Origin of the sequence: Wandonia haliotis (assembly GCF_039523435.1) — a bacterium.
GTDB lineage: Bacteria > Bacteroidota > Bacteroidia > Flavobacteriales_D > Crocinitomicaceae > Wandonia > Wandonia haliotis.
In genome coordinates, this window is sequence record NZ_BAAAFH010000022.1 from 850,301 (window position 1) to 863,916 (window position 13,616).

At 38.8% G+C, this 13,616-nt stretch carries 14 protein-coding genes; 2 read left to right on the plus strand and 12 right to left on the minus strand.

The features are described 5' to 3' along the window. Positions 1-11: 11 nt before the first annotated feature. The 11 genes from ABDZ97_RS16370 to ABDZ97_RS16420 all read right to left on the minus strand — a co-directional run bounded on the left by ABDZ97_RS16370 (position 12) and on the right by ABDZ97_RS16420 (position 8,154). Positions 12-548, minus strand: coding sequence for a DUF420 domain-containing protein (locus ABDZ97_RS16370; protein ID WP_343790348.1), 537 nt, complete (start codon positions 546-548; stop codon positions 12-14). Then, on the minus strand, positions 532-1,194 hold the full coding sequence (locus ABDZ97_RS16375; protein ID WP_343790351.1) for an SCO family protein: 663 nt from the start codon (positions 1,192-1,194) through the stop codon (positions 532-534). The genes ABDZ97_RS16370 and ABDZ97_RS16375 overlap by 17 nt, the downstream gene beginning before the upstream one ends. A 2-nt stretch (positions 1,195-1,196) precedes the next feature. Further along, positions 1,197-1,877, minus strand: coding sequence for a hypothetical protein (locus tag ABDZ97_RS16380; RefSeq protein ID WP_343790354.1), 681 nt, complete (start codon positions 1,875-1,877; stop codon positions 1,197-1,199). A 23-nt stretch (positions 1,878-1,900) separates the two neighbouring features. Continuing rightward, complete coding sequence (locus ABDZ97_RS16385) at positions 1,901-2,266, minus strand: cytochrome C oxidase subunit IV family protein (RefSeq protein ID WP_343790357.1); 366 nt, start codon at positions 2,264-2,266, stop codon at positions 1,901-1,903. Positions 2,267-2,284: 18 nt separating this feature from the next. Further along, positions 2,285-3,316, minus strand: a complete 1,032-nt coding sequence (locus ABDZ97_RS16390; RefSeq protein ID WP_343790360.1) for a cytochrome c oxidase subunit 3 — start codon at positions 3,314-3,316, stop codon at positions 2,285-2,287. Positions 3,317-3,338: 22 nt separating this feature from the next. Next, positions 3,339-4,394, minus strand: a complete 1,056-nt coding sequence (locus ABDZ97_RS16395) for a hypothetical protein (RefSeq protein ID WP_343790363.1) — start codon at positions 4,392-4,394, stop codon at positions 3,339-3,341. Between the two features lie 26 nt (positions 4,395-4,420). Beyond that, entirely contained in the window at positions 4,421-5,302 is an 882-nt protein-coding gene (gene cyoE / locus ABDZ97_RS16400; protein WP_343790366.1) for a heme o synthase, read from the minus strand. A 159-nt stretch (positions 5,303-5,461) separates the two neighbouring features. Next, complete coding sequence (locus ABDZ97_RS16405; protein ID WP_343790369.1) at positions 5,462-5,875, minus strand: hypothetical protein; 414 nt, start codon at positions 5,873-5,875, stop codon at positions 5,462-5,464. A gap of 4 nt (positions 5,876-5,879) precedes the next feature. After that, the gene (locus ABDZ97_RS16410; RefSeq protein ID WP_343790372.1) at positions 5,880-7,223 is read right to left on the minus strand and encodes a tetratricopeptide repeat protein; all 1,344 of its coding nucleotides are present in this window, start codon (positions 7,221-7,223) and stop codon (positions 5,880-5,882) included. A gap of 71 nt (positions 7,224-7,294) precedes the next feature. Further along, positions 7,295-7,993 (minus strand): hypothetical protein, encoded by a 699-nt coding sequence (locus ABDZ97_RS16415; protein ID WP_343790375.1) that lies wholly within the window; start codon positions 7,991-7,993, stop codon positions 7,295-7,297. Next, positions 7,990-8,154, minus strand: coding sequence for a hypothetical protein (locus ABDZ97_RS16420; RefSeq protein ID WP_343790378.1), 165 nt, complete (start codon positions 8,152-8,154; stop codon positions 7,990-7,992). The genes ABDZ97_RS16415 and ABDZ97_RS16420 overlap by 4 nt, the downstream gene beginning before the upstream one ends. 235 nt (positions 8,155-8,389) lie before the next feature. On the opposite strand from ABDZ97_RS16420, the gene tyrS reads away from it, so the two are divergent. Further along, positions 8,390-9,685 carry a tyrosine--tRNA ligase gene (gene tyrS / locus ABDZ97_RS16425; protein WP_343790381.1) on the plus strand — a complete coding sequence of 432 codons (1,296 nt, stop codon included), beginning with the start codon at positions 8,390-8,392 and terminating at the stop codon, positions 9,683-9,685. Positions 9,686-9,701: 16 nt separating this feature from the next. On the opposite strand, the gene ABDZ97_RS16430 is transcribed toward tyrS, so the two are convergent. Further along, positions 9,702-11,624: a YgiQ family radical SAM protein gene (locus tag ABDZ97_RS16430; RefSeq protein WP_343790385.1), complete on the minus strand. Its 1,923-nt coding sequence runs from the start codon at positions 11,622-11,624 to the stop codon at positions 9,702-9,704. 449 nt (positions 11,625-12,073) lie between these two features. Between ABDZ97_RS16430 and ABDZ97_RS16435 the strand changes: the two genes are divergently transcribed. After that, a complete protein-coding gene (locus ABDZ97_RS16435) occupies positions 12,074-13,549 on the plus strand; it encodes a T9SS type A sorting domain-containing protein (RefSeq protein WP_343790388.1) in 1,476 nt (491 codons plus the stop codon). The last annotated feature ends 67 nt before the right edge of the window (positions 13,550-13,616 follow it).

A 13,616-nucleotide genomic window follows, 5' to 3' on the forward strand; every position in this document is an offset into this window, starting at 1 on the left:
ACTATCAACAATTATGCTCCGTAATACGGACTAATCATCAGAAAAACAATAACACCGGTAACAGCAACATACAGCCATATCGGAAAGGTAAAACGTGCTAGCTTTTTATGCTTATCAAACTGTCCCAGGTACGCATACAAATAAGTCACCAAAACAAGAGGGATTACGGTAACACTAAGAATAATATGCGAAACTAACAATAGAACATATACCAGATACATTGTGCTTTCTTTATCCCCATAAGGCGTTGGATCGCTTGTCATGTGATAAATTACATATCCGACAAGGAATAAAAGAGAGCACAAAATGGAAATTTTCATCAGACGTTCGTGTAGTTTCAATTTCCTGTTTTTAACGGCAATTAAAGCAGCGACCAATAACACAGCTGTTATTCCGTTTATCGTCGCATAAATAGGAGGAAGAAAACTTGTATCATATCCTTCGATTTTTACACCGAATAAGACTGCTACAACAACCGGAATAACAATTGACAATATCCAGATAAGAACTTTTAAGTTCTTAAGTTTCTTCTCAGAAATCTGCTCCATACTCTTCTCTTAATAATCTACGAATATCTTTATTCAAACGATCAACATCTTCCGTACTGGTACCGTCATAAATACCTCTGATCAAACCTTCTCTGTCTACCAAAACCAATGATGGCGAATGGGCAAAACCACCCGGGGCATCTTCATCTGAATCAGCATGCACCAAAAATCCTTTTACCCCAAGCTCATGTGTTGCTTCTTCATCACCAGTCAGGAAGTCCCAATTATCTTGCGAAACACCATATTCTTCAATATATCGCCGTAAAACTTCAGGCTGATCCTTCTCCGGGTCAATCGAAAATGATAGAAAATGAATTTCGGGAATGTCCTTTGTAAGCACCTGGAGTCGTTTCAATTGCGACGTCATCTTAGGACAAATAGTAGGGCATGTAGTAAAGAAAAAGTCGGCTACGTAAACCTTTCCTTTCACTTTATCCTGATCTATCCAAACGGAATCCTGATTCATATACCGAAAATCAGGAACCACATGGTATACCGTATCCATTACCATCTCTCCATCAACACTCTTTTGATCAAGCTCTCTTTCGCCGTATATCGGCAACGCTCTTTGCTTTTTATCTTCAGTACATGATCCAAGAATCAAAGACAATACTACAACTATCAAAAAAGCCGGATTACTTCTCATAACTACTTTTCCTTATTTCTACGCTTTTCCTCAAATTCCTTTTCCAACAAAGTGAAACCATCATGGAAATCACGCACCATACTCTCACTCTTTCCAAAACGTACGAATCTCAAATTCCCTTCATCATCAATTAAAAGTAATGTCTCCAGAAAAAGTCTGTCACCGAGGTATTTTTCTCCTCTTTCTTCGTATAGATTGATACCGTTGTGTTCGATGTCATAGATTTGTTTGGGATCACCTTCAGCTATTTTCCAAAATCTGGGATCATAATCCTTTACAACCTCTTTCAGATTAAACATTAACATGTCATCAACCGGAGCCGGATTACCGTCCGTATCAGTAACAATAGAGACAATGCGTACATGCTTCAGTTTCTTTGCATTCGTATAAATACGTTTAAACAAATGCTCTTTTACAAACCAGAAATCAATCCCGCACGAATCAGGGCAGGTATTCTGAACCGTAGTAAAAATGGTAATATGCCCTTCTAAATCGTTTTGAGTAAGAACCGTTCCATCACTTAACTTCAACTCAAAGTCTCCAATATTCCCGTAGTTATCCAGCGTTTTAAAATGGTTTGTACATCCTCTGGAAAAGACAATAATTATTAAAGCCGGCCCGAACAGTAGCATGAATAATATCCATACAGACGAACGACCGGCTTTTTTTTCTTTTTTAGCCACGCTATATTTTTTTGTGCTAATTACTAATTCATCCAGGTATCATGCACTGCATTACCTTCAGTAAGTGCAATAAAGATCAGGTAGGACATAAAGATAAGATAAGGCACAAGTATGATATTACGCAATACTTTTCTCTCATCTTTAAGGTGCATAAACACCATAACAATAAACCACGCTTTCAGGATGGTCATCAAAATAAATGCCCACTTTACTGTAAACCATACCCAAGATTCAGGGTCTTGTTTAATAAAGGCTCCCAAAACTACCTCTACAGCTGTAACTGCAGTTAACAGAATAGTTACAAAATAAATCTTCTTACGAATAAGCTTACCCTGCGCTTCGTCGTGGTGCGTATCTAACGAGTACTCATAAACATCATCTCTTTCCATAATTTCCTGTTTTTCTGATTAAATAAGGTAAAAGAATGTAAATACGAAAACCCAGACTAAATCGACAAAGTGCCAGTATAGACCTGCTTTTTCAACCATTTCGTAGTGTCCTCTTCTGTGGTAGGTTCCTCTTAATACCCCGAAGAAAATCAAAATATTAATAATAACACCCGAGAAGACGTGGAATCCGTGGAATCCTGTAATAAAGAAGAAGAACTGAGCATACTGCTTAGGTCCATACTCATTCTGCTGCATATTCGCTCCATAAACAACACGGTTTGCTTCCCCGGATGTAACAGCTTCCATATACAGACGTTCTGCCTCTTCTCCTGTTATCTTATCATTTAAAGCATATTCTGCTCCCGCTTCTCTGATTAAAAGCTCATCGATGTGAGCAGCCTCTTTCACATTTACTTTAGCAACCGACCCATCGTGTAACACAATAGAACCATCTGACATGACTTTACCAGTCGCTACCGCATGGCTGTATTCGTGAGCAAGATCATCTTTCACAACATCCCCAACGTGGTGGTGTGAACCTGCTTTAATCACTTCAAAACTTTCAAAAGTAGCAGCATGACCGTGTACATAAGCTAACGAACCGTCATTCAACTGAACACGACCTAACTGTGAACCATGAATAAAGTGAGACCACTCCCATGCCTGAGAACCCAAAAAGAAGAAACCACCGATAATAGTAGCTAACATCCATTTTGTAACTCCTTTTCTGTCCATTCGGTGACCAGCCTCAACTGCCAACACCATGGTTACAGATGAAATAATAAGCAGGAATGTCATTAACGCCACATAAACCAGAGGATATCCATGTCCCAGGAAAGGAAGCGAATTAAAAACCTCTTCTCCAATTGGCCATTTCCCGGTGTACGCATGACGGATAAAACCATATCCTACCAAAAGCCCACCAAAAGTAAGTGCATCGGAGATCAAGAAAAACCACATCATGAGTTTTCCGTAACTGGTTCTGAAAGGAGAAACCTTACCCTTCCAGGAAACAGTTGTATCGATTTCGTGCGTAGTATGTCCTGCCATTACAACTTTTTTTTTTGCAATTTTAATGAATAAAAAGTAAAAACAGCAACAAATATAACCATAAAGCACCTAAAAAATGCCAAAAAATTGCTGTCGCCCTCATTCCCAAGGTATTTTCTGCATTAAACTCTCCCCTGAAAGTCCTTCTGGTAAAGAGAATCATGTATAGAAGCATAATCAAGACGTGCGCCAAATGAAGGGCACTTATAATGAAGAGGTAAGAGGTAGCATTGTCACGTGAATCAATTAGTTTAATCTCAAGCGGAGCCGAAATTCTCTTTCCCTGATCATACAACTCACGATTCTGGTACTCGATTTCTCTTCCATGATAGTACAGTGAAAAATCTTCACCAATCTTACCTTTTAGAAAAAAATCTCCTCTACCATCCGCCACATGTGTCATCATCTCATTCAACCGGATCCAATCTATTCGCGACAATTCCTCTCCGTTGGAGCGAATCAGTTTTCCGTTCACAATAGCCAACGGCTCAGCCCGGTATAACAGGTTAAACTTTTTACCATATTCAGGAATAGAAAGCACCGCCGCAGAATCCGATTGAGTAAAATTAGCGGCGAATTTTTTAAGCTCACTCATTTCAATCCCATTCAAGACTTCGCCCTTCTTTTTGTAATCATTTCCATCAACTACAAGAAGTGCCCCATCCATTTTTATCTCATAATAATCTCCATATCGCCCATTAGACACCATGATGTTACTGACCACATGCGCTCCTTTACTGAACATTTGCTGATAACCTACAATCTGAGACACACTAAAAATCACACCAGAAAGCGTCGTTATCAGAACCAGAGATTTCGAAAGCTTCTCCTTCCCCTGTTTCATCGCGCGAATCGCCAGATAAAAAGTAAGACTTCCTGCTAAAATAACTACTGTACTTACCCAGAATGCCGGAGGAAGCGGAAACTTAATCCAAAACGAATCCCCCATTGAGACAATATAGGCTGAAGTGAGTCCGGCAAAGACCATGACAATACCAATCATACCAACATACACGAGGTTCTTGGTCATTTTCTCCCTTACCTCGGGTTCTAATTCGGCATTCATATCCTTTTTCATAATTACATCAAATTTTCTTCAACATCTTATACCTTATCGAGCACGTATAAAAACTGGATAAGTGGCAGATAGGCAAAAGAAGCAAACATTAAGTTACGTGCATCTTTCGTATCACATGTAAGATATAGTCTATACGCAAAAAGGAAGAATAACAAACCAAGGAAACTTCCTAAATAAAAAGTAAGCGGACCAACCATATCAAGCACCCACGGCAATAAACTAAAAGGAACCAGTAATAACGTGTAGACCAAAATCGGAAATGCAGATGTCTTCGTCTTTCCGTTTTTAGAAGGAAGAAGGTGAAAACCTCCATGCTTATAATCATCGTAGCTTACCCAGGCAATTGCCCAGAAGTGTGGAAACTGCCACATAAACTGAACCATGAACAAAATACCCGGAATCAGTGTGTATTCATCCAAATAGGCAATAGCCCCTAAAAATGGAGGAAAAGCCCCGGGAAAAGCCCCGATAAACACAGACCAGGAAGTTTTTGGTTTTAAAGGGGTATATACAAAAGCATATAACACAAAAGAAACGAATCCCCAAAGGGCCGTTTTAAAGTTAATCAGAGATAAAAGAGCAATACCCGTGATAATACAAACAACAACGATAACATACCCTTGTGAAACTGTCATTCGACCAGCTGGTATCGGGCGGTTCTTTGTTCTTGACATCAGCTTATCAAGATCCCGCTCAATAATCTGGTTCATACCGTTCGAAGCTCCGGTTACTAAAATCCCCCCGATCACTAACAGAAAAAGATCCTGATCCCATCCTCCTCCTGCAAACCAGTACCCCGCTATAGCAGAAAGAATAACAAGGCTAGCCAGTCTCATCTTTGTAAAAACCATCCAATCCTTGAAAACCGAAGGCTGCTTCGTATCGATATCACTGTTCTTCCGAGCCACTCAATGAATTTTGAAAGGCAAATTTAAGCATTAATTAACCAATAGCTACCTTAAAAAAAGAAAATCGTAAATTTCCATTTCTCCTCTACTGTTTTCATTACAGACTGCTTCTCTCAGCACACTATCAATCAATGTTTTCCTCCGGATTAAAAATAGTTGTTAGCGTATCGCATCTTTAATAGATTTTTTCAAGTCTTCTATTCCCTTTACCATTTCTACACGCAGTTTTATCACTCCTAAAATCCATATAACTATCGCAGCCCAAAACACAACCGGACTTTCTGTAATCCAGTAAATCCCTATTGTAAAAAACACCACACAAAGAATCCAGGCGATTAATTGTTTTACAGCAATCAGATCAATTTCCAGAATAAGAATTTTTGGTGTCTCAATGAATCGCATTCTATAATCAAATTTCACCACTGACGGATATACTGATTTAGAATAGCCTGGACGTGTTACAACTCCCATATAAACGAGTTGACCTTTTACATCCCTTTCCTCTGCTACTCTAGCCAGATAATTCTTAATCAGTTCCTTTTTCTCAGGATAGATTTTTACAGATTCAATCATCGTATTACCTTCTGTCGTGCTGAGATTCGTTTTTCGTTATCTCACTCATCTGTTTTATGGCTTCCTGCTCACCTTTTTTAACAGCTTCTTCCAGATACTCCATTCCTTTTTTTGTCTCTCCCTGATGAATAAGAAAATTGGCATAATGAAATTCAAGGAGATCGACCGGAATTGTTTTATAATCAAATGCTAATCGAAAATTATGTTCTGCTTTTTCCGGTTCATTTTTTGCGCTATAATACAATGCCAGATTCCGATAAGAATAGGCCGCATCATTATTACCGGTCTCCAATGCTCTGTCCAATTGTCGCTTTCCTTCTTCAACTTGTCCGGTCAATAAGAAAGCATAACCTAAATTATCATGTGCAAACCCAAAATCCGGGTCTAATTGAAGAGCCTTCTGAAAATTCGGAATACTCTTTTCGTACTCTCCAATTCGTAACTGATAGTACCCTATGTTGTTATACACATCTGCTTTCATCTGCTTGTCACCTGTTAAATACACTATCTTTTGCAATGTGCCAATAGCCGATTCAAAATCCCCGTTTTTGGATTCGTTGAATGATTGGTCAAATAAATCATTTGCCTCCAGCTCATTCCGATTATAAATAGTAGGCGGTGAATCATTCAAAAAGGCAATCGCGTGTTCAAATTCAGACCTGATCTCAGAAGGAAATTCTTTTTTCCATTCCGGGTTATTCTGATCTATCAACTTCGCATACATTGCCAAACCAAATGCCATCACCTCAACAGGCATCTCTGACACATTCTCCCACTTTGTTTGCCAAAAACCATCATTATCCCTTCCTATATCACGTATATTTTGTGAAAGCAGGATTCCAAAACCAAAATAGATTCCAGCCAGAAATAAAAACAGCCCCGTATCTCCTCCTGAATCAAATTGAAGTTTACTTTCTGCTAAACGAATCCTAATACATTCGTAAACAAGATTATACACAAGCCTACCAGGTCGTTTGAGTAGGCTTTGAGCAACACCTATGGTATACCCTTCTTCTTTCATTTCAGTTTCCACTTCAAAGGGCATATGCACTTCAAGGGGCATAGCATAAACATCCCGAAGATCACTATGCAATTCAACGTTGATTTTGGCTGAATCCAAACTCAATAGGTTACACAAATCTTCAATCAGGTTTCGAATATCCAGATCACTGGTTGAGAATGTTTTTGGGAAAAATTTTTCTGAAAGAACAATCTGCTCATTTCCCCTGACAGGATAACCATAATGTGTTATCAGCCATTTAAAATTATCCTCGACCCACTCCCTATCGGGTTTAGTTATCCTAGGTTTTATCTCTTTTGATTTCTTATTAAATCCAAATAATTTCATTCCTGCCGATTAATCAAAACAACTAAATTCAATACCTTTATCTTCTTCCAATATGCAAAAGCATACTAATACTACTTCAATTCAAATTGAATCTCCAATTGGAGTTGTTCAATTTTTTGCTTCACCTCCGTATAATATTGCAGAATAAAGTTTCTGTTGATCTGAATTTTCATCAAATAAATCAAAACTATATTCTCTTTGTCTGACTCTAACTTTAAAGGGGTAGTAATGCCAATCAGCATTTTATCCTGATTGAATTCAAAATTCTGAGCAATCAACGAGTTAATTTCTTTAAAGTAGTTCTCCTGGAATTGCAACTCATAATATTCCTCCTCCAATTTTCGTAGTGTATTGTAATCATATTCGTACAACGAAACAATTTTCGTTCTCAGGGAATCATTTCGAATCAACTCAAGTCCTTTTGACTTCAGTGTCTCATATCCTGAAATATTTTGCGCGGAAACAAAATCTCTGGTTAAATTAAAATAATGAAACATCATTGAATCCTTTGAAGCGGGTTTATCGGCCAGTATATTTCTGAAATAATTCACTGCGTCTATTCCCATCTTATGCCCCAATTCATTTAAGCGCATGTCTTCAATATCTTTAGCAAGCCCGTTCTTGATCTCCGTAAGAATTTTATTCTCTGCGTTTCGGTCATTTCTGTTATCGTTCCAGTTATTTAGGGCAAAAGCAGAAATGACTGCTACAAAAATTGACAGAAATTCAAACGTATATTTTTTCCAGTTTTTGATTTGTATTTTTCTCATTTATCCTTTTTCATTTTATCCTGTCGGAAACTAGTATTCAAAGCCCAACAATCAGTATCACTTTCTTCGTGTTGAAGAATGAACTCATAAACTTCAAGAATAGCAGAATTAGCAGACTCTGTCTTACATCTCTCTCCATATTTTACTTGTAGTTCTGACACTTTTTTTTCAATTCCCGGCTACATAACTATAGTCCCATTAAAGAAATCAAATGTAGGAAAATACTAAAAACAGATCGAAAACCCACCTCATTTAGAACATTCTCGTACCACAAGACGTGGTTCTCTCTTCCTGTTTTTCATTCAACATTTTACGAAGTTCTATCCCATCAACCACACTTGAATTTCAATCATTAACCAATTAAGTTTATTATTTTTGCCAAAAAACTTTTGAATTATGCCCACAAATTTTGTTGAAGAACTACGTTGGAGAGGAATGATCCATGATATTATGCCCGGAGCAGAAGAGCACCTTATGGAGAAAATGCGTGCGGCTTATGTAGGGATAGATCCGACAGCAGACTCTCTTCATATTGGTCACCTTGTGGGCGTCATGATGCTTCGTCATTTCCAGAAAGCCGGACATAAACCCTTCGCTCTTATTGGTGGAGCAACCGGAATGATCGGAGACCCTTCTGGAAAATCGCAGGAAAGAAATCTGCTGGACGAAGAAACACTCGCTCATAATCAAAAGTGTCTGAAAGAGCAGCTTTCACGTTTTCTGGATTTCGAAACAGAAGATGCCAATGCAGCTGTTCTTGTGAACAACTACGATTGGATGAAAGAATTTTCCTTTCTTGATTTCATCAGGGATGTAGGAAAGCACATTACTGTTAACTACATGATGGCAAAAGATTCGGTTAAGAAACGCATTGCCGGAGACGATAATGAAGGAATGTCATTCACTGAATTTTCCTACCAGTTGGTTCAGGGGTATGATTTTCTTCATTTATACAAACAACATGAATGTACCCTTCAGATGGGTGGATCTGATCAATGGGGTAATATTACAACAGGAACCGAACTAATCCGAAGAATCGGCGGAGGAAAAGCATTTGCTTTGACCTGTCCGCTTATTACAAAAGCTGACGGAACAAAGTTTGGTAAAACCGAAGGTGGTAACGTATGGTTAGATGCGGAAAAAACTTCTGCCTACAAATTTTATCAGTATTGGTTAAATACGTCTGATGAGGATGCAGAAAAATATATCAAGATTTTTACTTTTCTATCGAAAGAAGAGATAGAAGCATTAATCATCACCCACAAAGAAGCTCCACATTTACGGAGTCTTCAAAGAAAACTTGCCGAAGAACTTACGATAATGGTTCATTCACGGGAAGATCTTGAGAATGCCATTACCGCTTCCTCTATTCTTTTTGGCAAATCTACCGGAGACGATTTACGCAAGCTATCCGAAAAACAGTTCATGGAAATCTTTGAAGGAGTTCAGCAAGCCGTTGTTTCCCGGGAAGAATTTACGAATGGACTTACGATTATAGATGCATTGGTAGGAAAGACCAGTTTCCTTTCTTCTAATGGAGAGGCAAGACGTGAACTAAAAGCGAACGCAATTTCAGTAAACAAAACTAAAGTACAGGAAGACTTCACGTTCTCAGACAAAGATCTGATCAATGGACGCTATGCTCTTATTGGAAAGGGAAAGAAAACGAATTTCATTCTTATCGTAGAATAACACCTTCGTTTCGTTATTACCGTTTTCTTTTTTTGCTGCGCTCATTCTTTCTTCGTTCCTCTAACCATTTTGGCTTGGAACGCGCAACAGTTGTATCCGGGTTACTTTCCGATCCAAGAAGTTTATCCAGTAACTCAGGACGCTTGGCTTGAGTCAGTCGGTTTCTGATCCATCCGTGGTTTTCCTTTTTATACCAAAAGAAAAAACGATGTTGATTCTGTTTCTCTTCCTTCGTTTTGGGAGTAAACACTGGTTTTAATGTGTACGGGTGCACCCCTGAATAATAAATTACCGTAGCAACGGTCATAGGAGTTGGGGTGAAATCCTGTACCTGCTCTAACCTGAACCCCATATCTTTTGTTTCTGCCGCAAGATTTGCCATATCCTGCTCCTCACAACCAGGGTGAGATGAGATAAAATAAGGGATCAATTGTTGACTCAGTCCGTTCTTTGCCGAAATCTCATCATACTTCTCTTTGAACTTGTGAAAATACCTGAACGAAGGTTTTCGCATTACCCGCAAGGTTGCATCTGATGTATGTTCAGGAGCGACTTTCAATCTCCCTGATACATGTCGTGTCACAACCTGTTCAATATATTCATCGTGGTTTCCGTCTTCGTTATTTTTATTGAAGTCATCTACCAGCAAATCATAACGAATTCCTGAACCGATAAATGCCTTTTTCACTTTAGGATGAGCATCCACCTTGCGATATAATTCCGTCATGGACGAGTGTGATGTATCCAAATTATTACAAATTACAGGGTGGATACAACTAGGACTGGAGCATCTCTCACAAATAGACTCATCTTTCCCTTTCATTCCATACATGTTGGCAGAAGGACCTCCGAGATCGGAGATATATCCTTTGAACGTCGGATCATTTACAACCTGTTCAACTTCCTTTAAAATCGATTTTTGACTTCGAGAAGAGATAAACTTCCCCTGATGCGCCGATATGGTACAGAAACTACATCCACCAAAACATCCTCTATGCATATTAATAGAGAACTTAATCATTTCATAAGCAGGGATCGCTCCTCTTTTCTTATACTTAGGATGAGGGAACCGTGTGTACGGCAAATCAAACGACTGATCCATTTCCTTCTCAGTCATCGTCTTATACGGAGGATTTATTACTAAACGTTCATTCCCTATATCTTGTGTGATTCGTCGTGCGTTCAGTTTATTAGACTCAACTTCAACAATCTTAAAATTCGCTGCATATTTCAGTTTATCTGCCAGACACTCCTCATGAGAAGCTAACGCAATTGTATCCCAGTTTTTATTTTTAGGCAGCTCTTCCTCAACCGATTGCAAAAAGGCTGTTTGAGGAATCGTTTTTAACGACGAGAAAGGCACTCCTTTACGCACCAATTTCAACATATCGCGCAGGGGTTGCTCTCCCATACCATATACCAATATGTCAGCTCCCGAATCTTTGAGTATTCCGGGCATTAGTTTATCTTTCCAATAATCGTAATGTGTTACACGTCGTAAAGAGGCTTCAATACCACCTATCAGAACCGGGACATCCGGATATAGTTCTTTCAGAATCTTCGTATAAGTTATAGTAGCATAGTCCGGACGAAAACCGGACTGTCCTCCCGGAGTATACGCATCCGTTGAACGCAATCTACGGTTTGCTGTATAATGATTCACCATTGAATCCATACACCCTGCCGTTACACCAAAGAAATAATTTGGTTTCCCGAATTTTTTGAAATCACGTAGATCATCTTTCCAGTTAGGCTGTGCAACGACAGCCACCCGAAATCCTTCGGACTCAATGATACGACCTATCACAGCTGTACCAAAAGCCGGATGATCCACATACGCATCCCCTGAAACGATAACAACATCAACGCTGTCCCATCCCCTCTTCTCCACTTCCTTCATTGTTAACGGGAGCCAATCTGTTATCGGTCGTTCATTCATACGACAAAATTAGTTCAATTCTGAGGAATAATAAAAAATGTTGTGAATTTCAGTTGAAAATAGAGAAAAGAGAAGCCTGAAAAGAGTTCTATAAATTTTTGTTGTTGACTCCATACCATGAGGTAGAAACTCTTTTCAGGCTATCTGCAAGGAAAATAAAAACCAAATAAACCGTCAACTTTTTGACCATTTGTATTCTATAGACGGATGTTTTTGTCATAGGGTTGTGCAGTAACCAAAATTTTTCTTTTCAGATGGTATTTTCCGGGGAAATATACAGACTGTGACAGTCCAGACCCGTCCCTATCTGATTATCAGAAAGTTTGCCTTTAAAACACCTCAACCCCCTGTATTTACTGGTGTTATTTAATTGTTAATAAGACGAAAAATCACGCTTAATAACCTTAAACTTGTATAACAAACATGATTATTAATTCAATTTTTGTAGTATGAGAAAATTTACATTATTGGGTGGTTTATTAACCTTTTGTGGGGCAGCATTCTCACAATACACAACACCCGACACAGGAGTAACCTGGGGATTACAGGACTTAGTAACTGAAGCTCCGGCAACTGTTACTTTTGAGAATGGGGAATACGTGATCGCAAACGACCTTACTGTTTCACTAACTGACCAGTTACTAATTGAAGAAGATGCTGTTGTAAAAATTGCAGCAGATGTTGAGATCAATGTACTTGGAGGTTTCCGTGTAGACGCTCCCGATAACATTCTTTTTACAGCTGTAGATAATACACAAAACTTCAAAGGTTTTCGTTTTGAAGAAGGTTCTGTTGTTTATTTTAAAAATGCAACCATAACATACGGAGGAGGACTTCGCGTATTGACTGAAACTTTTGAAATGTATGACAGTGAAGTATCCTATCAGGGATCAGGTTCTGCTACGAGTGCGATTACTTTTTCACGAGGGAACCCTATTGTAAAAGACTCTCGTTTCATTGACAACTATCAATCGGCTTTTGGATCTGGTGCCAATCAAATGGTTTCTGCGACACTTATAGGAAATTACCTGGAAGGAAACGGAACTGCCAACACAAACCGTCCACAGATCAATATGGGACCTGGTGGTACTGATTCTACAAAAGTAATTGGTAATACTGTTATCGGTAACCGTGCAAACACAAAAGTTGGAGGAATTTCCGTTTCTTCACTCTTAGGTCTGGATAATTACTGCGTTATTGAAGATAATATAATCCGTGACAATCGATACGGAATTTCAGTTGCAGGAGCTAATTCTTTTGGTCGTATCTCAGGAAACATTATTGAGAACAATGATTCGGAAAATTCACCAAATGTAGGTGGAAGTGGAATTTCTATTCAAACAGGAGGAGATTCTTCTTATATATACATTACAGCGAATGAAATTCGCAACAACCTTTGGGGAGTAACTGTAATCGGAGGAGCACGTGTTAACCTTGGAAGTACTGATGAGAACTATCCGAATCCGGGAGGAAATATTTTCTCGAATAATGGTAACGGAGGAGAAACGTACGCATTGTATAACAATACGGCATTTCCTATTGAAGCCATGAACAATTGTTGGATTGAAGGTGCTGAAGAGCTAACTGAAGCTGATGTAGAAGGTGTTATTACACACGAAACAGATAACTCAAGCCTCGGATTAGTAAATTATGCAGAATTCGGATGTGGGAGCAGCTTGTCAACAGACAAAGGACTAACTGCATTTGAGTTTGAGATGTACCCAAATCCTTCTACAGGCACATTCACATTACAAACAGAAAAAGAAGCTTCTTTCGAAATCGTTAATCACCTTGGTCAGGTAGTTCAAAAAGGAAATTTGAGTGCCGGTGCAAACAAAGTATCTACCACACTACAATCAGGTGTTTACTATGTAGTAGTTAACTCCGGAAAAGCAGTTGCGAATCAAAAAATTGTAATCAGATAATCAATTCTGTTTAAATCTTGAAAAGGGCTTTCGGAAACGGAAGCCTTTTTTTGTAGTTATCCGTTTT

Excerpts from the sequence above, each read along its gene's own strand:
- ABDZ97_RS16435 (WP_343790388.1), top strand. The coding sequence starts at position 12,074 with ATGAGAAAATTTACATTATTGGGTGGTTTATTAACCTTTTGTGGGGCA.
- ABDZ97_RS16410 (WP_343790372.1), bottom strand. The coding sequence starts at position 7,223 with ATGAAATTATTTGGATTTAATAAGAAATCAAAAGAGATAAAACCTAGG.
- ABDZ97_RS16415 (WP_343790375.1), bottom strand. The coding sequence starts at position 7,993 with ATGAGAAAAATACAAATCAAAAACTGGAAAAAATATACGTTTGAATTT.
- ABDZ97_RS16395 (WP_343790363.1), bottom strand. The coding sequence starts at position 4,394 with ATGAAAAAGGATATGAATGCCGAATTAGAACCCGAGGTAAGGGAGAAA.
- ABDZ97_RS16370 (WP_343790348.1), bottom strand. The coding sequence starts at position 548 with ATGGAGCAGATTTCTGAGAAGAAACTTAAGAACTTAAAAGTTCTTATC.
- tyrS (WP_343790381.1), top strand. The coding sequence starts at position 8,390 with ATGCCCACAAATTTTGTTGAAGAACTACGTTGGAGAGGAATGATCCAT.
- ABDZ97_RS16390 (WP_343790360.1), bottom strand. The coding sequence starts at position 3,316 with ATGGCAGGACATACTACGCACGAAATCGATACAACTGTTTCCTGGAAG.
- ABDZ97_RS16405 (WP_343790369.1), bottom strand. The coding sequence starts at position 5,875 with ATGATTGAATCTGTAAAAATCTATCCTGAGAAAAAGGAACTGATTAAG.
- ABDZ97_RS16430 (WP_343790385.1), bottom strand. The coding sequence starts at position 11,624 with ATGAATGAACGACCGATAACAGATTGGCTCCCGTTAACAATGAAGGAA.
- ABDZ97_RS16375 (WP_343790351.1), bottom strand. The coding sequence starts at position 1,194 with ATGAGAAGTAATCCGGCTTTTTTGATAGTTGTAGTATTGTCTTTGATT.
- ABDZ97_RS16385 (WP_343790357.1), bottom strand. The coding sequence starts at position 2,266 with ATGGAAAGAGATGATGTTTATGAGTACTCGTTAGATACGCACCACGAC.